The sequence below is a fragment of the Faecalibacterium sp. Marseille-Q4137 genome (genome assembly GCF_017377535.1).
In the GTDB taxonomy this organism is placed as follows: Bacteria; Bacillota; Clostridia; order Oscillospirales; family Ruminococcaceae; genus Faecalibacterium; species Faecalibacterium duncaniae.
This window is the reverse complement of sequence record NZ_JAFREK010000021.1, coordinates 16,751-37,596: the sequence shown is the minus strand read 5'-3', so window position 1 is coordinate 37,596 and position 20,846 is coordinate 16,751. Positions and strand designations below refer to the sequence as shown.

The 20,846-nt window shown below is 59.5% G+C and carries 20 protein-coding genes and 1 riboswitch; of the genes, 16 read left to right on the top strand and 4 right to left on the bottom strand.

Features of this window, described 5'->3' with window-relative positions; genetic code table 11:
- The first annotated feature begins 83 nt into the window (after positions 1-83).
- A complete protein-coding gene (locus J3353_RS09875; protein WP_207684765.1) occupies positions 84-2,168 on the top strand; it encodes an elongation factor G in 2,085 nt (694 codons plus the stop codon).
- Between the two features lie 186 nt (positions 2,169-2,354).
- Here the strand turns inward: J3353_RS09875 and J3353_RS09870 are convergent, their stop codons facing one another.
- From J3353_RS09870 to J3353_RS09860, 3 genes are read right to left on the bottom strand one after another with little or no spacing between them, the layout of a single operon-like run.
- The gene (locus J3353_RS09870; protein WP_207684764.1) at positions 2,355-2,945 is read right to left on the bottom strand and encodes a flavin reductase family protein; all 591 of its coding nucleotides are present in this window, start codon (positions 2,943-2,945) and stop codon (positions 2,355-2,357) included.
- The gene (locus tag J3353_RS09865; RefSeq protein WP_207684763.1) at positions 2,942-3,919 is read right to left on the bottom strand and encodes a glycosyltransferase family 2 protein; all 978 of its coding nucleotides are present in this window, start codon (positions 3,917-3,919) and stop codon (positions 2,942-2,944) included. The genes J3353_RS09870 and J3353_RS09865 overlap by 4 nt, the downstream gene beginning before the upstream one ends.
- 20 nt (positions 3,920-3,939) lie before the next feature.
- Positions 3,940-4,620, bottom strand: a complete 681-nt coding sequence (locus J3353_RS09860; RefSeq protein WP_207684762.1) for a Crp/Fnr family transcriptional regulator — start codon at positions 4,618-4,620, stop codon at positions 3,940-3,942.
- Between the two features lie 178 nt (positions 4,621-4,798).
- Here J3353_RS09860 and J3353_RS09855 point away from each other — a divergent pair, with 178 nt between their 5' ends.
- The 3 genes from J3353_RS09855 (at position 4,799) to J3353_RS09845 (ending at position 7,232) form a co-directional block, all read left to right on the top strand.
- The gene (locus J3353_RS09855; protein ID WP_207684771.1) at positions 4,799-5,821 is read left to right on the top strand and encodes an ABC transporter substrate-binding protein; all 1,023 of its coding nucleotides are present in this window, start codon (positions 4,799-4,801) and stop codon (positions 5,819-5,821) included.
- 63 nt (positions 5,822-5,884) lie between these two features.
- Entirely contained in the window at positions 5,885-6,661 is a 777-nt protein-coding gene (locus J3353_RS09850) for an ABC transporter permease (protein WP_207684761.1), read from the top strand.
- Positions 6,654-7,232, top strand: coding sequence for an ATP-binding cassette domain-containing protein (locus tag J3353_RS09845; RefSeq protein WP_207684760.1), 579 nt, complete (start codon positions 6,654-6,656; stop codon positions 7,230-7,232). Before J3353_RS09850 ends, J3353_RS09845 begins: the two co-directional genes overlap by 8 nt.
- Before the next feature lie 8 nt (positions 7,233-7,240).
- Here the strand turns inward: J3353_RS09845 and hemW are convergent, their stop codons facing one another.
- On the bottom strand, positions 7,241-8,323 hold the full coding sequence (gene hemW / locus J3353_RS09840) for a radical SAM family heme chaperone HemW (RefSeq protein ID WP_207684759.1): 1,083 nt from the start codon (positions 8,321-8,323) through the stop codon (positions 7,241-7,243).
- Between the two features lie 113 nt (positions 8,324-8,436).
- Between hemW and J3353_RS09835 the strand changes: the two genes are divergently transcribed.
- The 12 genes from J3353_RS09835 to J3353_RS09780 all read left to right on the top strand — a co-directional run bounded on the left by J3353_RS09835 (position 8,437) and on the right by J3353_RS09780 (position 20,809).
- Positions 8,437-9,138: a Bax inhibitor-1/YccA family protein gene (locus J3353_RS09835; RefSeq protein ID WP_005929314.1), complete on the top strand. Its 702-nt coding sequence runs from the start codon at positions 8,437-8,439 to the stop codon at positions 9,136-9,138.
- 145 nt (positions 9,139-9,283) lie between these two features.
- Positions 9,284-10,075, top strand: a complete 792-nt coding sequence (locus J3353_RS09830; RefSeq protein WP_005929312.1) for a M23 family metallopeptidase — start codon at positions 9,284-9,286, stop codon at positions 10,073-10,075.
- A 135-nt stretch (positions 10,076-10,210) separates the two neighbouring features.
- Positions 10,211-11,503, top strand: a complete 1,293-nt coding sequence (locus tag J3353_RS09825; protein WP_207684758.1) for an NAD(P)/FAD-dependent oxidoreductase — start codon at positions 10,211-10,213, stop codon at positions 11,501-11,503.
- Positions 11,504-11,570: 67 nt separating this feature from the next.
- The gene (gene cmk / locus J3353_RS09820) at positions 11,571-12,236 is read left to right on the top strand and encodes a (d)CMP kinase (protein WP_156061773.1); all 666 of its coding nucleotides are present in this window, start codon (positions 11,571-11,573) and stop codon (positions 12,234-12,236) included.
- The gene (locus tag J3353_RS09815) at positions 12,237-12,848 is read left to right on the top strand and encodes a 1-acyl-sn-glycerol-3-phosphate acyltransferase (protein WP_005929305.1); all 612 of its coding nucleotides are present in this window, start codon (positions 12,237-12,239) and stop codon (positions 12,846-12,848) included. It abuts the gene before it with no gap.
- Positions 12,849-12,982: 134 nt separating this feature from the next.
- Positions 12,983-14,893 carry a bifunctional 4-hydroxy-3-methylbut-2-enyl diphosphate reductase/30S ribosomal protein S1 gene (locus J3353_RS09810; RefSeq protein WP_005929303.1) on the top strand — a complete coding sequence of 637 codons (1,911 nt, stop codon included), beginning with the start codon at positions 12,983-12,985 and terminating at the stop codon, positions 14,891-14,893.
- Positions 14,894-15,074: 181 nt separating this feature from the next.
- Positions 15,075-15,692 carry a GtrA family protein gene (locus J3353_RS09805; RefSeq protein ID WP_207684757.1) on the top strand — a complete coding sequence of 206 codons (618 nt, stop codon included), beginning with the start codon at positions 15,075-15,077 and terminating at the stop codon, positions 15,690-15,692.
- A 149-nt stretch (positions 15,693-15,841) separates the two neighbouring features.
- On the top strand, positions 15,842-15,979 hold the full coding sequence (locus tag J3353_RS09800) for a hypothetical protein (RefSeq protein ID WP_005929299.1): 138 nt from the start codon (positions 15,842-15,844) through the stop codon (positions 15,977-15,979).
- A gap of 14 nt (positions 15,980-15,993) precedes the next feature.
- A complete protein-coding gene (deoC, locus tag J3353_RS09795) occupies positions 15,994-16,659 on the top strand; it encodes a deoxyribose-phosphate aldolase (RefSeq protein WP_207684756.1) in 666 nt (221 codons plus the stop codon).
- 136 nt (positions 16,660-16,795) lie between these two features.
- Positions 16,796-16,894, top strand: a riboswitch (SAM riboswitch).
- 104 nt (positions 16,895-16,998) lie between these two features.
- On the top strand, positions 16,999-18,153 hold the full coding sequence (metK, locus tag J3353_RS09790) for a methionine adenosyltransferase (RefSeq protein ID WP_097769956.1): 1,155 nt from the start codon (positions 16,999-17,001) through the stop codon (positions 18,151-18,153).
- Between the two features lie 515 nt (positions 18,154-18,668).
- Entirely contained in the window at positions 18,669-20,042 is a 1,374-nt protein-coding gene (locus tag J3353_RS09785) for an MATE family efflux transporter (RefSeq protein WP_207684755.1), read from the top strand.
- Between the two features lie 14 nt (positions 20,043-20,056).
- A complete protein-coding gene (locus J3353_RS09780) occupies positions 20,057-20,809 on the top strand; it encodes an exodeoxyribonuclease III (protein WP_098923261.1) in 753 nt (250 codons plus the stop codon).
- The last annotated feature ends 37 nt before the right edge of the window (positions 20,810-20,846 follow it).

Sequence of the window (20,846 nt, the reverse complement as noted above, 5' to 3'; positions counted from 1 at the left end):
TTGGAGTGTGGTATTATCTTTGTAAAATATGCCACAAAAACGGAGAGGCTGCTCCGTGCGGCGGAAATGAGGGAAAAACCGATATGAAATACGCAAGCAACAACATCCGTAATATCTTGATTGCAGGCCATGCCGGCAGCGGCAAAACGACGCTGACTGAGGCACTGGTCTATTTTTCGGGCGCAGCAGAGCGTATGGGCCGTGTTGAGGACGGCACCACGATTTCGGACTTTGACCCTGAGGAAGCAAAGCGGAAGGCAAGTCTGTCGGCATCCGTGGTGCCGGTGGAGTACGAAGGCATCAAGTACAACCTGATCGATGCGCCGGGCCTGTTCGACTTTGAGGCAGGTGAGTATGAGGGCATCCGCGCTGCCGAGAGCGTGCTGGTGTGTGTTTCCGGCCGCAGCGGCGTGACCGTGGGCGCGGAGAAAGCCTTCCAGCTGGCCCGCAAGAACGGCAAGGCCACCATGGTGTTCATCTCCAAGTGCGACCTGGAAAATGCCAACTACTTCAAGATCCTGGAGGAGATGAAGATCAAGTTCGGCTCCACCGTCTGCCCCTGTGTTGTGCCCGCCAAGCTGGACGATGGCACCCCTGTCTACATCAACCTGTTCAGCCAGAAGGCCTTCAAGTATGAGAGCGGCAAGCAGATCCAGGTGGAGCTGCCCGATATCGGCCACCGCTTCCAGGGCCTGATCGAGGCTATGAGCGAGGCCATTGCCGAGACCGACGATGAGCTGATGGAAAAGTTCTTCGGCGGTGAACCCTTTACGACCGAGGAGATCGTTGAGGGAATGCGCAAGGGCGTTAAGGACGGCCTGATCACCCCCGTGTTCTGCGGCAGCGCTGTCAACCAGCAGGCATTGGATATGCTGCTGTTCAATATGCACAAGCTCCTGCCCAGCCCGCAGCACGATGCCGCCATCCTGGCCGAGAATGCCAGCGGCGAGCCTGTGGAGCTGCATTGTGATGAGACCGAGCCCACCGCAGCCTATGTCTTTAAGACTGTGGCTGACCCGTTCGTGGGCAAGCTGAGCTACCTGCGCGTGATCAGCGGCAAGGTGACCGGCGGCGCTGCTCTGGTCAACGCCCGCACCGGCGAGACCGAGAAGATCAGCAAGCCCCTGACCGTCATCGGCAAGAAGCAGGTCGAGACCGACGGCATCGGTGCCGGTGATATCGGCGCTGTGGCAAAGCTGGTCAGCGCAAAGACCGGCGATACCCTGTGCGATGCTTCCCGCGTGGTCAAGCTGCCTGCCGCTGCCTTCCCGCTGCCCAGCCTGTTCATGGCAGTCACCGTGGCCAAAAAGGGCGATGAGGGCAAGATCTCCAGCGCACTGGCCCGCCTGATGGAAGAAGATCCGACCCTGAGCTACGTCAATAACGCCGAGACCCACCAGCAGATCATTGGTGGCCTGGGTGAGCAGCATCTGGATGTGGTCAAGGCCAAGCTGAAGAATAAGTTCGGCGTGGAGATCGGTCTGGAAGCTCCTCGCATTGCCTACCGTGAGTCCATCCGCAAGGCCTGCCAGAAGCAGGGCCGCCATAAGAAGCAGACCGGCGGCCACGGCCAGTTCGGCGATGTCGTCATCAACTTCGAGCCCTGTGACAGCGAGCAGGTCGTGTTTGAGGAAAAGGTGTTCGGCGGCAGCGTGCCCAAGAACTTCTTCCCGGCTGTAGAAAAGGGTGTCCGCCTTGCCGCCGAAAAGGGCGTGCTGGCCGGTTATCCTGTGGTCGGCCTGAAGGCTACCCTGCTGGATGGCAGCTACCACCCCGTGGACAGCTCCGAGATGGCCTTTATCATGGCTGCAAAGCTGGCCTATAAGGCTGCAATGCCCGAGGCAGGCCCCGTCATTCTGGAGCCCATCCATACCCTGAAGGCCCATGTCCCCAACGACAACACCGGCGATATCATGGGCGATGTGACCAAGCGCCGCGGCCGCGTGCTGGGCATGGAACCCGATGAGGATGGTATGCAGACCGTTATTGCCGAGGTCCCGCTGGCTGAGCTGAGCAACTTCACCACCTTTATCCGGCAGATCACCCAGGGCCGCGGCTGGTTCACCACCGAGTTTGCCCGCTACGAGATCCTGCCCGAGATGCTGGTGCCTGCCGTGGTGGAGCAGGCCAAGAAGCTGGGCAACCTGGATGAGGGTGCGGAGGATTGAGCCTCTCCGTCTCGCATCCGCTCGACAGCTCTCCTGATAGGTGAGCCAAGTTAAGTTCATATTGACATTTCCGGAGCCCTGCTGGCAATTCCCTCTGCCGGCGGGGCTTTTTGTTGTTGGGGGAAGGGAACAAAACAGAAAAAGGCGGGGCATCAGCTTACTGCACTGATGCCCCGCCTTTGCAGGTCAGATCATTTTTTTCCGTTTTCCGGGTTTCTTTTTCCGCACACTATACCCGAAGGTGCCCAGCTTTTTGCCCAGGCTCAGGTACTCGCCGTGGCTGTACACGATCAGCTTTGCTTTGTCCAGGCAGAGCTTGCCGTTTTCATCCAGCAGGCTCTCATCCACATCGCAGGCCACGACTTCGGCCAGGAACAGGTCATGGCTGCCCAGCGGGATGACCTGCGTGACCCTGCATTCCAGATTGACCGGACTTTCCTCCAGGATGGGGCAGTCGGTCAGAACGCTGCCCGGGGCGGCGTGGAGCTTACAGGCGGCAAACTTGTCGTTGTCGCGGCCGCTCTTCACACCGCACCAGTCCACCGCACGCACCAGCTGTTCGGTGGGCAGGTTGATGGCAAATTGTCCGCTCTCCTTGATGAGGTGGTGGCTGTACCGCTCGGGGCGGACGCTGATGGATACCATGCTGGGCTGGGTGCAGATGGTGCCTGTCCAGCCGATGGTGATGAGGTTGGGCTGCTCCAGCCCGCCGCAGGAGACCAGCACCGGCGGTTCCGGGTTCAGCAGGGTGCTGCCCCGCCAGCTCTGTTTGCTCATCCGTGATACTTCCTTTCATAGGGGGCCCAGGTGCGCTCCGAGATGATGTAGCGCGGGCGGGCCTTTGTTTCCATATAGATCTTGCCGATGTATTCGCCGATGACACCCAGGCAGACCAGCTGCACGCCGCCCACAAAGCAGACGATGCAGATGGTGGAGGCCCAGCCGGCCACCACGCTGCCCATGGCCGCCTGCACGATGGCCCAGATCACGCCGATGAAGCTGATGAGGCTGACCACGATGCCTGCCCCGGTGATGAGCCGGATGGGCTTGTTGGAAAGGCTGGTGATGCCATCAAAGGCCAGCGCCAGCATTTTGCGCAGGGGATAGTGGCTCTCACCGGCCAGCCGCTCGTGCCGCTCGTAGAGTACCTGCTCGCTCTGGAAGCCCACCAGCGGCACCATGCCGCGCAGGAAGATGTTGACCTCCTTGTAGTCGGCAAAGCTGTCCAGCACGCGGGCGCTGATGAGCCGGTAGTCGGCGTGGTTGAACACGATATCCGCGCCAAGGGCATTCATCAGGTGGTAGAAGCCCTCGGCAGTGAACCGCTTGAAGAAGGTGTCGGTGTCCCGGCGGCTGCGCACGCCGTAGACCACCTCGGCACCGTCCAGATATTTCTGCACCATCTCGTCCATGGCGTTGATGTCATCCTGACCATCGCAGTCAATGGAGATGGTGATGTCGCAGTTGTTGGCGCGGGCCTCCATCAGGCCCGCCAGCACGGCGTTCTGGTGGCCCCGGTTCCGGCTCTGGGAAATGCCGATGAAATGCGCATCCTGCTTTGCAAAGCTGCAGATGAGCTCCCAGGTCTTGTCGCGGGAACCATCGTTGACGAACAGCACCCGACTCTTGTCGCTGATCATGCCTTTTTCGGTGAGGCTGGTGATCTTTTGCAGGAACATCGGCGCTGTGATGGGCAGCACCTGCTCCTCATTGTAGCAGGGGATCACGATCCAGAGAATTGGTTTAGACATAGTTACAGATCACTTTCCTTTTATAGAATCATCTGCCGCAGAGCTTCCGGCTCCAGCAGCTTGAAGCTGGAACGGTAGGTGTCCAGCAGGCCGTCCCGCTGCATCAGGCTCAGCTCCCGGGAAAGGGCGCTGCGGTCGCAGTTGAGGTAATCGGCCAGCTGGATGCGGGAGAAGGGGATGGTAAAGGTCATGCTGCCCTGCTGCTCGGCCTCGCTGAGTAGGTAGGCGCAGACCTTGGCCCGCAGGGTCTTCATCACCAGCAGGTCCACCCGGCGGGAGAGCAGGAAATATTTATCGCTGATGGTCCGCACCAGATTCTGCAGCAGGCGCTGGCGGGCAGCGGAGCCGTCCGGCTGGAGCAGCTTCTCGTAGGGGAAGAGCAGGACCTCGCAGGGGGCGGATGCCACCACCGTGACCGGGCTGTCCAGGCTGGAACCGCCCAGCACGTCACCAAACACGCCCCCCGGCCCCATGTGGGTGATGGGGATCCGTGCCCCGCCCGGTGCCGGGCGGTAGGCCTCGATGCTTCCGGTCAGCACAACGCCGACCCGGTGGCTGGGGGCCCCGGCCTGCACCAGCGCCTCGCCCCGGCCATAACTGCGGATGCAGGCCCCAAGCTCACTGAGCAGGGGGCGCAGTTCCCCGGCAGAGATCCCGGCAAAAAGAGAGGTGGATTGTAACAGCGGCAGATAGTTTTCCATGTCAGTTCCGTGAGGTTTTCCCCGGGCCCTCACCGCCCTTCTGCAATTCCGTTGCATGGGCAACGGTATTTTTAGCTCCATTATAGTAAACTTGAGCGCGTAAAGCAAATGATTTTGCAAAATTTGCAAATTTTGTTTCTGGTTGGAACAACAAAGAGAGGAAGGAATCTGAACCATGATGAAAAAACTGACTTCCCTGCTGCTGTCGGCTGCGCTGATGATCAGCCTGCTGGCCTGCGGGGCTTTTGCCGCCAAAACAAAAAGCGGTGTGCGCATTGCGGGCCTGAAGGGCCCCACCACCATGGGCCTGGTCAATCTGCTGGATATGGAGCGCAGCGGCAAGGCCAGCCAGCACTACGACTTGCAGCTCTACGGTGCAGCGGACGAGATCGTGCCCAAGCTCATCAAGGGTGAGCTGGATATGGCCGCCATCCCCGCCAATCTGGCCGCGACCCTCTACCAGAAGACCAATGGCGGCATTCAGGTGATGGCCGTGAACACGCTGGGCGTGCTGTATGTGGTGGAAAAGGGTGACAGCATCCACAGCTTTGCCGACCTGAAGGGCCGCACCATCCTGTCCACCGGCAAGGGCACCACGCCGGAGTATGTTCTGCGCTATCTGCTCACCAAGAATGGCCTGGACCCCGACAAGGATGTGAAGATCGAGTATTACAGCGAGGCCTCCGAGGTGACCGCCCAGATGGCCGCCTCCAAAAAGGATGCCATTGCCGTTCTGCCCCAGCCCTATGTGACCGCCGCCCAGCTGAAGGACAGCAGCCTGCGGGTGGTGCTGGACCTGACCAAGGAGTGGAACAAGGTCTGTGACACCCAGCTCATCACGGGGGTCACCGTTGTCCGCACGGAGTACGCCAAAGAGAACCCGGACATCGTGGCAAATTTCCTGCGGGATTACGAGAAGAGCATCAAGGCCGCCCAGACGGATGTTGCCGGTACGGCGGCTCTCTGTGAGGAGACCGGCGTGGTGGCCAAAAAGGCCATTGCCCAGAAGGCGCTGCCCCAGTGCAACATCGTTTACCGTGTGGGGGACGAGATGAAGGCCGATGTCAACGCCTACCTCAAGGTGCTGTATGATGCTTCCCCCGCTGCAGTGGGCGGCAAGCTGCCGGATGCAAACTTCTACTACACCAAGGCCACGCCCGGCCAGGTGTTCTGGAAAAGCGTCCAGCGCAGTTTTCAGTAAACCGATAAAAAGGAGAGCCGTGCAGCCGCACGGCTCTTTTTGAGTGAGAACGGAGCAGATAAAATGAAGCAGACAAAAAAACGCTGCACAGGGCTGCTGGCAGCGGCGGTGTTCTGGCTGGCCGTCTGGCAGGCGGCGGCCATGGCCATCGGGCAGGAGGTCTTTCTGGTGTCACCCATTCAGGCGGCGGGCACCCTGATGGAGCTGCTGCCGCAGGCCGATTTCTGGCAGCGGGTGGGGTTCAGCGCCGGGCATATCCTGCTGGGTTTTGCGCTGGGCGTGGTGGTCAGCGTTCTGCTGGCGGCCGCCGCCGAGCGCTGGGCCTGGGTGGACACGCTGCTGGCCCCGGTCATCCAGCTGGTCAAGGCCACGCCGGTGGCCAGCTTCATCATTCTGGCGCTGGTGTGGGTCAGCGGGCGGTCGCTCTCCATCCTCATCAGCTTTCTGATGGTCCTGCCCGTGCTGTACAGTGCCGTACGCACCGGCATCGAGAGCGCGGACGTGCAGCTGCTGGAAATGGCACAGGTGTTCCACCTGCCGCTGGCCCGGCGGGTCAAAGCCATCTGGCTGCCCGCCATTCTGCCGGCCTTCCGGCAGGGGTGCAGCGTGGCGCTGGGCATCTGCTGGAAGAGCGGTGTGGCCGCCGAGGTCATCGGCCTGCCCGATGGCAGCATCGGAGATGCCCTCTACCGGGCAAAGATCACACTCTCCACCGGGGAGCTGTTCGCCTGGACGTTCGTCATCATCCTGCTGAGCGCAGGTTTTGAGAAGCTGTTCCTGGCCCTGCTGGACAAGGCGGTGGCCCGCGTGTTGGGAGAGGATGTGGCAAAAAATGATTAACAAACTGGAAATTTGCGGATTAACAAAACGCTTTGGAGAAAAAACGCTCTTTGAGGATCTGAATCTGACCCTTGCGGAGCCTGCCGTTCTCTGGGCACCCAGCGGCTGGGGCAAGACCACCCTGCTCCGCATCCTGATGGGGCTGGAAGTACCGGATTCCGGCACGGTGCAGGGCGTGGGCCGGGTCGGCGCTGCCTTTCAGGAGGATCGGCTCTGCCCGCAGCTGACCGCCGTGCAGAACGTGGAACTGGTGCTTCCGGAGGAAAAAACACAATACAAAACGCAAATCGTGTCAGATTTTCAACGATTTGGATATGATGAGCAGGCGCTTGCCCTGCCTGCCCGGAAGCTTTCCGGCGGGCAGAAGCGCCGTGCGGCCCTGCTCCGCGCCCTCTGGGCCGGGTGCGACACCCTGCTGCTGGACGAACCCTTCACCGGCATGGACCCGGAGACCATGAAAAAAGCCGCAGCGCTCCTGAAGGAGCGCCGCGGTGAACGGGCTGTTCTGTTGGCCACCCATGACCGGGAAGCCATCCGGGAGCTGGGATGGAGGGTCATTGACCTCACGTAAGCAGCCGCTTACAGCAGCTCTGCCAGAATGCTGTTCTGCACAATGAGACCGGCGGGGGTGAGGGCAAGGGTGCTGCCATCGAAGGTGGCATAGCCGGACTTCACACAGTTTTTCACAAAGGCGAGCTGGGCGGTGGAAAACTCCTTCCCGTAGCGGGCCTTATAGGCGGCAAGATCCAGCCCCTTGCGCAGCCGCAGCTGTAAAATGAGATAGTCCTCTGCGCCGCAGCCTCCGTCCATAACGGGGGCTGCTTTGTCGTTCAGGAAGGCCTCGGTGTCGGCAGGGTAATAGAATCGTCTGCCGCCCATGCAGGAGTGCGCCGCCGGGCCAAGGCCGAGGTAATCCCCACAGTCCCAGTAGATGAGGTTGTGCCTGCCCTCATAGCTGGGCTTTGCAAAGTTCGAGATCTCATACTGCCGGTATCCGTGGTGCTCCAGGTGTTCCACGGCGTAGAGGTAAAAGTCTGCTGCTTCGTCGGGGGAGGGCAGACCCTCGGGCGGGTGCCTGCCAAAGGCGGAATCCGGTTCGATCTTTAAGAGGTATGCGGAGATGTGCGTTGCCCCGCCCTCCGCAATGAGCTCCAGTGTCTCATCGAATTCGGCCTGCGTATAATGGGGCAGGGCCAGCATGATGTCGCCGCTGATGTTGGTAAAGCCTGCCCGCCGTGCCGCCGCAAAAGCTGCCCGGGCCTGCCGGGCGGTGTGGGGGCGGCCCAGCGTTTTCAGCTGGCTGTCACGGGCCGACTGTACCCCGAAAGAGATGCGGTTCACCCCGGCTTCCCGGAAACCGCACAGGGTCTGCTCGGTTACGGTCTCGGGGTTGGCCTCCAGCGTGATCTCCGCCCCGGGTGCCGGAGCTGCCGCCGCAATGAGCCGGGCGGCATCGGCAGGGGAGAGCAGGCTGGGGGTGCCGCCGCCAAAATAGATCGTGTCCGGGTGAAGAGGCGCTTCCGGCGCAAAGCGGGCAAGCTCCCGCAGAAGGGCATCCACATACTGGGTGGGCACACCGCGCTGGCCGGGGGCAGAATAGAAATCGCAGTACCGGCATTTGGAAAAGCAGTAGGGAATATGCAGATAAAGTCCAAGAGACATACAATATCACAGCCTTTTTCACGAAACGTTCATTTCTATGCAGTATACTATAAAACGTAGACCGGAGCAAGGCGGAATGCCCGCCCCGGCAAAAAGACTGGAGGAGTTCCACAATGGATTACAGAAATTATGACCGCGGCTATGCGGAGCCCACGATGAGCGCATCGGACTATATGACCCGCACCTACCGCTGGATGGCCTGCGGCCTGCTTATCACCTTCGCCATGGCCTATCTCACTGCGACGACCTCGCTCATCTATCTGGTCGATTCGCTCTATCTTGTGCTGACCATTGCGGAGCTGGCGCTGGTGTTCGTGCTGAGCTCCCGGGTACAGACCATGTCGGTGGGAGCTGCCCGCGCGACCTTTTTCGGTTATGCACTGCTCAACGGCATGGTGCTGAGCTACTATTTCCTCGTTTTCTCGGCAAGCACCCTGATCATGGCGCTGCTGGCAACGTCCCTTTACTTCGGGCTGATGGCTGTTTACGGCACCACCACCCATAAGGACCTGACCGGCTGGGGCCCCCGCCTGATGATGGCTCTGGTTGCCATGATCATCACCGGCTTTGTGGGGATGCTGTTCGGCTTCGGCTTTGGCGGCTCGGTGCTCTACTGCGGCATCGGTCTGGTGGTGTTCATGCTGTTGACCGCTTACGATACCCAGAAGCTGCAGCAGATGTACAGCTACTACTCCGCTGATGCTGAGATGGCCGAAAAGGCTTCCATCTATGGCGCGCTGACCCTGTATCTGGACTTCATCAACATCTTCCTGTATGTTGTCCGCCTGATGGGCAACAACCGCCGCCGCAGCTGATCTGTGTATTTCAGCCCTCTCCGTCAAGGCCTCAGGCTTTGACGGAGAGGGTTTTCTTTTTATAAAATGTGTATAAACCCGGTTCCGGAATCGCATACTGCAATCAGAAAATCAAGCGAAACCATGACGGATTGGAGTAACGAACATGGAACAGATCAGGAAATTTCTGCGGGACAAAGGGTTTGCACTGGCACTGCTGGCCTGTCTGGTGGCGGCAGCGGCGGCGGGGGTCTGGGCGGTGCGCACCGTGCGCGACGAGCTGGACAAGAACCTTTCGGGCCTGAAGACACCGGACAGCACATCCACGGCCCCCGGCATCGATGAGGGGCTTTCCACCACCACGCCACAGGAGGACGAAACAACATGGGAATGGCCGACCGAACCCGCCGCAAACAGTGTAAGCAATGTGCCCAAGGCGGCCTCCTCGGCATCGCGGAGTGCATCTTCGGCCTCCTCTGCGCCGCAGGCTGGCTCTGGCTCGGTGCGCGAACCATCCGCGCTGCAAGGTGCATCCTCGCCTGCCAGCAGTTCGGCAGCGCCTGCTTCCACGCAGCCGGTCTCTGGCAGGGTGCTCAATGGATACAGCGGCGATGAGCTGGTCTACAACAAGACCCTGGGCGACTGGCGTACCCACAACGGCATCGACTATGCCTGCGCAAAGGATGCTGCCGTCCAAAGCCCCACGGCGGGTACGGTGGTGCTGGCCGGTTCCGATGGCAGCTGGGGCCCCACTGTGGCGATCAAGGACAGTGCGGGCCGTGTCTGGCGGCTCTGCGGCGTGGCCAGCCCGGCGGTGAAAGAGGGCGAGACGGTCAGTGCCGGGCAGACATTGGGCAAAGTGGGCAGCGTCAGCTGTGAATGCGCCGAGGAAAGCCACATCCATCTGGAAGTGAAGCAGGACGACAGTTATCTTGACCCCGCAAAACTGATGCAGTGACCCAAAGCGGCAGACACGACCGTCTGCCGCTTTTCTGCGCTTTTCCAAAGGAATGCAGATTGCAATTGCGGGCCGATTCTGGTATGATAAACTAGAACAAATTTCGACAGGCAGTGAATTGCGGGAGGAACCAGAATGGCAAAGGTGTTGATCGTGGGGGCCGGTGCGGCCGGGCTGATGGCGGCGGGGGCCGCTGTGCGGCAGGGGCATCAGGTAACGGTGCTGGAGCATACCGACAAGCCCGGTCAGAAGATCCTGGTCACGGGCAAGGGGCGCTGCAATGTGACCAACGACTGCACTGCAGAGGAGTTTCTGCACCATGTCCGCACCAATCCGCGCTTTCTGTTCTCCTCGCTGGGGGCGTTCCCGCCCGCCAGGACCATGGAGCTGTTTAAGAGCCTGGGCGTGGAGCTGAAAGTGGAGCGCGGCCGCCGGGTGTTCCCGGTGTCCGACAAAGCCGAAGAGATCCGGCAGGCACTGCTCCGCTACGCACAGGACGCGGAGATCGTCTATGACGGGGCAAAAAAGCTGCTTCTGGAAGAGCTGCCCCCGGAGCCGGAAGCCGCCCCTGCCGTGCCGGAAAATCCGCGCCATCCCAAAAAGAAAAAAGCCGGGCCTGCCCTGCGCTGTGTCGGTGTGCGGGGGACTTCCGGGAAAGAATACCGGGCCGATGCCGTGCTGGTGGCCACCGGCGGTGTGAGCTACCCCACCACCGGCTCCACCGGTGACGGCTACCGGCTGGCCCGGCAGGCCGGGCACACCCTTGTGGAGCCGGTGCCCAGTCTGGTCAGTCTGGTCAGCCATGACCCGGACTGCAAAAAGATGATGGGGCTTGCCCTGAAAAATGTGACCCTGACCCTTTTTGAGGACGGCAAGGACATCTTTGAGGAGCAGGGCGAGATGCTGTTCACCCACTTTGGCATCAGCGGCCCGCTGACCCTGAGCGCGTCCAGCCATCTGGGCGACATGAAAAAGCACAAGTACCACGCCGAGATCGACCTGAAGCCCGCCCTGAGCGAGGAGCAGCTCTATGACCGCATCACCCGGGATTTTGCCCTGCTGGCCAACCATGCCGCCCAGGGGGCGCTGGTCAAGCTGCTGCCTGCCAGTATGCAGCCGGTCATGGTGGCACGCTGGGGCATTGACCCTGCCACAAAGGCCAACCAGATCACCCGGGAGCAGAAGCGGGAGCTGATGCGCCTGATGAAGCACTGGAACGTGCCTATCGATGCCCGGGGCGACCTGGCCCATGCGGTCATCACTTCCGGCGGCGTGTCCGTGCGGGAGGTGGACCCCAGGACCATGCAGAGCAAGAAGGCGCTGGGCCTTTACTTTGCAGGTGAGGTGCTGGATGTGGATGCCTATACCGGCGGCTACAACCTGCAGATCGCTTTCTGTACGGCGCAGAGCTTTGCAAATCACCTCTGAGAGGTTGGACAGAGCAGAGCTTGACTGATAATAAAATACTTATTATATAAATAAAGGAGAATCCCAAATGGTTTCAGTTGCAATCGACGGCCCTGCGGGGGCAGGCAAATCCACTCTGGCGCGGCGGCTGGCCGCAGAGATGGGCTACATCTATGTGGATACCGGTGCCATGTTCCGCACCATCGGCCTGTATGCCCTGCGCAAGGGCGTGGACCCGAAGGACAATGCGGCGGTCAACACCCTGCTGCCGGAGATCGGCCTGCGGGTGGACTGCATTGACGGAGAGCAGCATATCTATCTGAACGGTGAGGACGTGAGCACCGCCATCCGCACGGAGGAGGCCGGCATGGCCGCCTCTGCCGTGGGTGCCAACCCGGAAGTCCGCGCCTTCCTGCTGGAGCTGCAGCGCGGCATGACCAAGACCCAGAACGTCCTGATGGATGGCCGGGATATCGGCACTGTGGTGCTGCCGGATGCTACTGTCAAGATCTTCCTGACCGCTGCTCCCGAAGCCCGGGCCAGACGGCGCTGGCTGGAATACCAGCAGAAGGGCATGGAGGTCGCTTTTGAGGATGTGCTGGCTGATGTGAAGCAGCGGGACTATCAGGACACCCACCGTGCCGCCGCCCCCCTGAAGCAGGCCGAGGATGCAGTGCTGCTGGATACCTCTGACCTCAACTTTGAGCAGAGCCTTGCGGCGATGAAAAAGATTATTGCAGAAAAGGTTGATTAAATGGTACTATATTACATACTGCTGCCGCTGGCCTGGCTGGTGTTCCACATCGGCTTCCGGGTCCATACCGTTGGCCGCGAGAACCTGCGCAAGGTGCAGACCAAAGGCTGCATCATTGCCCCCAACCACGTTTCAGCCATTGACCCGGTGTTCATCGTCATCAGCCGGTTCTGGGGCAGGCGGATGCTCGTTTTTGCCAAAAAGGAGCTGTTTGAGATCAACGCCCTGCTCACCTGGTTCTTCCGCTGCTGCGGCGCGCTCTGCGTGCGCGGCACCAAGGAGGAGCTGGAGATCATTGACCGGACCGTGGAGGCCTGCCGGGCGGGGGAGACTTTGCTCATCTTCCCGGAGGGCACCCGCGAAAAAGAGGGCAGGCTCCTGCCGCCCAAGAGCGGCCTGTTCGTCATTGCGGCGCAGGCCGGGGTGGATGTGGTGCCGGTGCGCATCCGCTACGATACGCCGGACGGGAAGATGCGGTTGTTCTGCCGGGTGAACGTCATCTACGGCGAGCCGATGCCCGCCGCCCAGTTCGCCATGGAGAGCCGCCGGGATATGAAGGTGCTCCGGGCCAATAAGCAGGCACTGCTGGATGCCTGGGAACAGCTGAAGTGAGAACCTCTCCGTCACCTTCGGTGACATCTCCCCTGGTAGGGGAGGCAAGAAAACAACAGCGTAAACTTGGCTCCCCTATTAGGGGAGCTGCCGAGCGAATGCGAGGCTGAGAGGTTTAGAGAAGGAGAAACGCTATGGAAATTCGTCTTGCCAAAACCGCCGGCTTCTGCTTTGGCGTGAACCGCGCGGTGGAGTTGACCTACAATCTGCTGAACGAGGGCCATAAGGTGGCAACGCTGGGCCCGCTGATCCATAACCCGCAGGCAGTGGCCGATATGGAAAGGCGCGGGGCGCTGGTGGCCGATACCGTGGACGATATCCCCACCGGGTATGAGGTCATCATCCGCAGCCACGGCGTGCCCCGCACCATCTATGATACTTTGGAGCAGCGCGGCCTTGTTTACCACGATGCCACCTGCCCCTTTGTGAAGAAGATCCAGAGCATTGCCGCCCGGGCCGAGGCCGAGGGCGCGGTGCTTCTGGTGGCCGGTGATGCTGCCCACCCCGAGGTGCAGGGCATCGTGGGCCATACCCGGGGAGAGGTATTTGTGTTCAGCGATCTGGACGAGCTGAAGGCCTGGAAAGGCCCTTCTGACCCCCAAAAGCCCATTTTTGCGGTTGCACAGACCACATTTCAGGTAACAAAATGGCAAGAAAGTTCGGAGTTTCTCAAAAAAGCCTATACAAACGCCCGAATTTTTGATACAATATGTAATGCGACGTGGGCGAGGCAACAGGAAGCGGAAGACCTCAGCCAACAATGCGACATCATTGTTGTCATTGGCGGTCATCATTCTTCCAATACCCAAAAGCTGGTACAGGTCGCCGCAAAGCATACGAAAGCCGTGACGGTCGAGACAGCGAGCGAACTTCGGCCGGAATGGTTTGCAGATGTAAAAACGGCGGGCGTAACAGCAGGGGCTTCAACGCCATCGTCTATTATTGAGGAGGTACTTAACAGTATGAGCGCAGAAATCAATGACAGCATGAGCTTCGAGGAGATGCTGAACGCATCCGAGGAGAAGCGTGTTCATGCAGGCAGTATTGTGAAAGGAATCGTGACCAGCATCTCTGCCAACGAGATCCAGGTGGATATCGGAGCCAAGCAGACCGGCTTTGTCAAGCTGAGCGAGCTGACCGATGATTCCTCCGCCAAGGTCGAAGACCTGGTGAAGGTTGGCGATGAGCTGGACCTCATCGTCGAGAAGGTTATGGACCAGGACGGCGTTATCCAGCTCTCCCGCAAGAAGCTCGCATCTCGCAAGGGCATGGAAGAGATCGCCAAGGCTGCTGAATCCGGCGAGGTCGTCGAGGGCGATGTCACCGAGTTCAACAAGGGCGGCGTTGTCGTCAACGTCAAGGGTGTTAAGGTGTTCGTTCCCCGTTCTCAGGCCACGATGCGCCGTGACGAGGACTACACTGCTCTGGTTGGCCAGCATGTCCAGCTGGTTGTTACCGAGTGCTCCGGCCGCAAGATCGTCGGCAGCATCAACAAGGTCACCGCTGAGCAGAACAAGGCAAAGCGTGAGGAGTTCTGGGCAAATGTCGAGGTGGGCAAGACCTACACCGGCGTTGTCAAGAGCCTGACCTCTTACGGTGCATTCGTCGATATCGGCGGTGTGGACGGCCTGTGCCACATCAGCGAGCTGAGCTGGAACCGCATCAAGCATCCCTCCGAGGTTGTCTCCGTTGGTGACACCATCGAAGTGTATGTGAAGGACATCGACACCGAGAACCACAAGGTCTCTCTGGGCTACAAGAAGGCTGAGGACAACCCCTGGGAGCAGCTGAAGAACAACTACCCCATCGGCAGCACCTTCCATGCTCCGGTCGTGTCCCTGACCAAGTTCGGTGCATTCGTCCGCATCCTGCCGGGTGTTGACGGTCTGGTCCACATCAGCGAGATCAGCAATGATCGCGTTGAGAAGGTCTCCGACGCACTGAAGGTCGGCGATATGGTCGATGTGAAGCTGCTGGATGTTGACTTCGACAAGAAGCGCATCAGCCTGTCCATGAAGGCTCTGCTGAACGACGACGCTGAGTAATCAGTCCGTGGTTCGCTGAGTTTCAGACACAATGCGACTGCAGCCCCGTTGCCGGGTAACGGCGGCGGGGCTGTTTTTATTAAACCTCTCAGTCAAAGCCTTGCGGCTTTGCCAGCTCCCCTAATAGGGGAGCCCTTGGCAAAACCGGGAACTTTGGACTGAATGAGAAAGGTTTGACGGTATGATTAACTGGTTAAAGAAGCACTGGGAGGTCATCTCCTACCTGATCTTCGGCGTGCTGACCACCCTGCTGAATATCCTGCTGTACGCCCTGTTCAACAGGCTGTTCGGCTACACCGCCGCCAACAGCTGGGGCAATGTGCTGGACAACATCCTCTGCATCCTGTTTGCCTACACCACCAACCGGGCCTTTGTGTTCAACAGCAAGACCAAAGGCAGGGCGATGGCAAAGGAGTTTGGTGCATTTGTCACCTGCCGTCTGGGTACAATGCTGCTGGACACTGCAATTATGCTGGTGCTGGGCAATCTGCTGGCGGCCCAGGGCGCAGCACTGATGGACGAGCTGATGCAGGGGGTGCTGAGCGTGGTGGCCCACTGGCTTGGCCCGGATACGGCCATACAGATGGCAGCCTCCTATGCAGGCACACCGGCGGGGGTCACGGATGGCTCTGCCGCTATTGCCGTCATCGGCGGTGCAGACGGCCCCACGGCAATCTTCGTTACCAGCTGCTACAATGCGCAGGCACTGTGGGGGCTGTGCGTCAAGGTGTTCTCGAATGTGATCGTTGTGGTGCTGAACTATGTGTTCAGCAAGCTGATCATCTTTAAGAAAAAGTAACTCCCTCTGTCTGCACCTACGGTGCAGCCACCTCCCTCTGGGAGGGAGGCATTGCCTTGCATTTGCCGACAAGGCTCCCTCTCAGAGGGAGCTGTCACCGAAGGTGACTGAGGGAGTTTTAAGTAACAAAACAATGGAGGTACGGTATTATGAAACGTGGTCTGAAAGGTTTTGCATTCCTGGTTTCCGGTCTTGTTCTGGGCATCATTGGTGCCACCGCATCCGTAACGGCAATTGCCCTGAGCGCTGTGGGCATGGCAAAGGTCCGCCGTGCCAGCAAGAATTGATGGAGGAAAATAATATGACCCGTGAAGAAATCCTCTCCCATGTCGATCATACCCTGCTGAAGCCCGAGGCTACCTGGCCCCAGATCCGGACCATCTGTGATGAGGCCATTGCCAACCACACCGCATCCGTCTGCATCAACACTTGCTATGTAAAGCAGGCAGTCGAGTATATGGCGGGCCGCATCCCGGTGTGCTGCGTGGTGGGCTTCCCTCTGGGTGCCATGGATACCGCCAGCAAGGCCTTTGAGGCCAAGACTGCCATTGAGAACGGCGCTGCCGAGGTGGACATGGTCATCAACATCGGCCGCCTGAAGAACAAGGAATACGATGCTGTCCGTGAGGATATCCGTGCCGTGAAGCAGGCTGTGGGCGACAAGGTGCTCAAGGTCATCATTGAGACCTGCCTGCTGACCGACGAGGAAAAGGAAAAGATGTGCGACATCGTCTGCGAGGCGGGCGCTGACTACATCAAGACCAGCACCGGCTTCTCCACCGCAGGCGCTACCTTCCACGATGTGGAGCTGATGGTCAAGGGCGTGCATGGCCGCTGCAAGGTCAAGGCTGCCGGCGGCATCTCCACCGTGGAGGATATGGAAAAGTTCCTCGCTCTGGGCGCAGACCGTCTGGGCACCTCCCGTGCGGTCAAGCTGCTGAACGGCGAACAGGCCAAGGGTTACTAAGAGAGCTTCGGGAAACTCCCGGTACTTCTAGGGGAAATCCTAATCAATTTCGTTGAGATGTCTAAAAAGAGTGATACTCTTCTTGACAATCTGACGAAGAGATGATAAGATATCTCTCAGAAAACAACTGAATACCGACTTATCAAGAGCGGCTGAGGGGACAGGCCCTGTGAAGCCCGACAACCTGTGCGAAAGCATAAGGTGCCAAATCCTGCGGGAAACCGAAAGATAAGAGTGCAAACGCTCAGAGCTTCGGTTCTGAGCGTTTTTGTTTGCGCAAACTTGATGGACGTGTATGAAGCTGTGCAAGATTCACCACACACATGGAGGACAAAATTTATGGCAAGACACCTGTTTACTTCTGAGTCCGTCACCGAGGGACATCCTGACAAGATCTGCGACCAGATCTCCGATGCTATCCTGGACGAGATCCTGACCCACGACCCCGATGCCCGCGTGGCCTGCGAGACCTGCGCTTCCACCGGTCTGGTCCACATTATGGGCGAGATCACCACCAACTGCTATGTCGATTTCCAGAAGATCGTCCGCGAGGTCATCTCTGACATCGGTTACACCCGTGCAAAGTACGGCTTTGACGCTGACACCTGCGCTGTTATCTCCAACATCGACGGCCAGAGCCCCGATATCGCACTGGGCACCAACGACCAGGTCGGCGGTGCAGGTGACCAGGGCATGATGTTTGGCTATGCCTGCGATGAGACCCCTGAGCTGATGCCCATGCCCATCAGCCTGGCCCACAAGCTGGCCAAGAAGCTGACTGAGGTGCGCAAGAGCGGCGAGCTGGATTACCTGCGCCCGGATGGCAAGAGCCAGGTCACCGTGGAGTACGACGAGAACAACAAGCCCATCCGGGTGGATGCAGTCGTCATCTCCAGCCAGCATAGTGAGAACGTGACCATGGAGCAGCTCCGGGCCGACATCATGGAGAAGGTCATCAAGGCCACCATCCCTGCCGAGCTGCTGGATGAGAACACCAAGTACTACATCAACCCCACCGGCCGCTTTGTTGTGGGCGGCCCGCAGGGTGACAGCGGCCTGACCGGCCGCAAGATCATCGTTGACACCTACGGCGGCTACGCCCGCCACGGCGGCGGCGCATTCTCCGGCAAGGACCCCAGCAAGGTGGACCGCAGTGCCGCTTACGCGACCCGCTGGGTGGCCAAGAACATCGTGGCTGCCGGTCTGGCTAAGCAGTGTGAGGTGCAGGTGGCCTACGCCATCGGCGTGGCAAAGCCTGTGTCCATCATGGTGGATACCTTTGGCACCGGCACCGTGGCCGATGAGAAGATCGAGCAGGCAGTGGAGAAGGTCTTTGACCTGACCCCCGCCGCCATCATCCGTGACCTCGGCCTGCGGAAGCCCATCTACCGCAAGCTGGCCGCCTACGGCCACATGGGCCGCGAGGATCTGGGCGTGAAGTGGGAGAACACCGACCGCGTGGATGAGCTCAAGGCCGCTGTTGCAGCGCTGTAAAACTGAAACGCAAAGCGCCCTGTACCGTGAAAGGTGCAGGGCGCTTTTCTATGGTGGGCGGCAGACAACCAAAAAACGCTCCCCCGTGCAGGTGGGGAAGCGTTTTTTGGTTGCCCTTTTCAGGACAGGGTAAATGATAAGAAGGTAAATGAAGAAAATAGCATAATAATAGAAGGATGAACAACAGGAGTGCCGGAAAGCGCGTCGTTTCGCTTTGTATCCAACTGACGCTCCTGTTGGATACAAGATAACACTTTTCACAGAAAAATACAAGAGCTTTTTTGAAAAAAGTTCTTTTGTTCGAGCAAAAAAAGTAATTTTGTCACAACGCACAAAAACGGGGGAGATGTGTTTGGCAAAGTGATGAAACAAGCATGGGCCGGGGCAGAGGTTCAGAATTGCAGAAGCTGATTCTTTACAACAGGATGCGGCTGTGTTATGATGGATACATCTATGAGAAAAGGACGCTCTGCGGCTCGGAAGGGCAGAAAGCGTGTGAAGAAGCGAGGAATAGAATGGAACATACGATCACAAAAAACGGAGCCCCGTGCTTTGGCGGGCGGGCCCCGCTGTTCAGCCAGCGTGACCTGCTCAGGCTGGTGGGGCCGCTGCTGGTGGAGCAGCTGCTGGCCGTGACGGTGGGCATGGCCGATACCATGATGGTCTCCCGCTGCGGCGAAGCCGCCATCTCGGGTGTCAGTCTGGTGGATATGATCAACAACCTCATCATCGTGCTGTTTGCGGCGCTGGCCACCGGCGGCGCGGTGGTGGTCAGCCAGTATCTGGGTGCAAAGGAGCAGAAGCACGCCAACGCAAGCTCGGGTCAGCTGATCCTGCTCAGCGCTCTGCTGGGCGTGGGTGTGGGGGTGTTCTGCTTTGTGCTGGCCCGTCCCATGATCCGGCTGTGCTATGGCAGCATCGATGCCGACGTACTGGAGGCCGGTGTGCTCTACCTGCGCATCACGGCGGTCAGCTACCCGTTCCTGGCCATGTACAATGCCGGTGCGGCACTCTTCCGCAGCATGGGCAACTCCAAAATCTCCATGCAGATCAGCATCCTGATGAACATCATCAACATCGTGGGCAATGCGGTCTGCATCTTTGTGCTGGGTATGGGCGTGGACGGCGTTGCCTGGCCCAGCGTCCTCTCCCGTGCTGTGGCGGCGGTGCTCATCCTGAACCGCTGCTACCAGAAGGGCCACATGCTCACCGTGCCCAAAACGTTCCGGCTGGATGGCCGGATGGCAAAGCGCATCCTGGGCATCGGCATCCCGTCCGCCTTTGAGAACAGCCTGTTCCAGGCGGGCCGCATTCTGGTGGTGAGCATGATCTCCACCTTCGGCACCGTGCAGATCGCCGCCAATGCCGTGGCAAACAATCTGGACGGCATGGGCTGCATCCCGGGGCAGGCCATTGGTCTGGCCATGATCACGGTGGTGGGCCGCTGCGTTGGCGCAGGGGACAATGAACAGACTGTTTTCTACACCCGCAAGCTGCTGCTCTGGGCCTACATCTCTATGGGAATCTTCAACGGCGGCATCCTGCTCTTCCTCAAGCCGCTGGTGGGCATCTACGCCCTCTCCGGCGAGACCATGGCGCTGGCCATCCTGCTGGTGCAGATCCACGCAGGCAGCGGCCTGTTCCTGTGGCCGGCCTCCTTTGTTCTGCCCAACGCCCTGCGCGCGGCCAACGATGTGAAATTTACCATGGTGGTCTCTGTGCTCAGCATGGCCATCTGGCGGCTGGGGTTCAGCTACCTGCTCTGTGTCAGGATGGGCTGGGGCGCTGTGGGTGTCTGGATCGCCATGGTCATTGACTGGGTCTGCCGTGTCATCTGCTTTGTGGCGCGCATGAAGAGCGGCGCATGGAAAACAAAATATCAGGCATAAGAAAGGAACAGGATATGAAACTGATCAGCTGGAACGTCAACGGCCTGCGGGCCTGCCTGACCCACGATTTTGCCGCAAGCTTTGCGGCGCTGGATGCCGACATCTTCTCGGTGCAGGAGACCAAGATGCAGCCGGGGCAGGCTGATTTTGCCCCCGAGGGCTACACCGAGTACACCTACTCTGCCGAGAAAAAGGGCTACTCCGGCACGGCCTGCTGGTGCAAAACGGCCCCGCTGGCCGTGACCACCGGCATCGGCAGGGAGGAGCACGACCACGAGGGCCGGGTGCTGACGCTGGAATATCCCGGCTTCTATCTGGTCAACTGCTACACGCCCAACAGCCAGGACGGCCTGAAGCGGCTGGACTACCGCATGACCTGGGAGGATGCGTTCCGGGCCTACCTGCTGGAGCTGGACGCGAAAAAGCCGGTCATCCTCTGCGGTGACCTGAACGTGGCCCACACCGAGATCGACATCAAGAATGCGAAGACCAACCGGATGAGCGCGGGCTTCACTGACCAGGAGCGGGCCAAGATGACTGAGCTGCTGGCGGCGGGCTTTACCGACACCTTCCGCGCGGTTCACCCGGACGAGGTGAAGTACAGCTGGTGGAGCTACCGCTTCCACGCCCGGGAAAAGAACGCGGGCTGGCGCATAGATTATTTCATCGTTTCAAACCGCATCGCCGGCAAGGTGACCGCCGCCGAGATCCACAACGAGGTGTTCGGTTCCGACCACTGCCCGGTGGAGCTGGTCATCGACCTGTAAGCCGTTGCGATCATGATCTTATCATAAGGAGAAACCT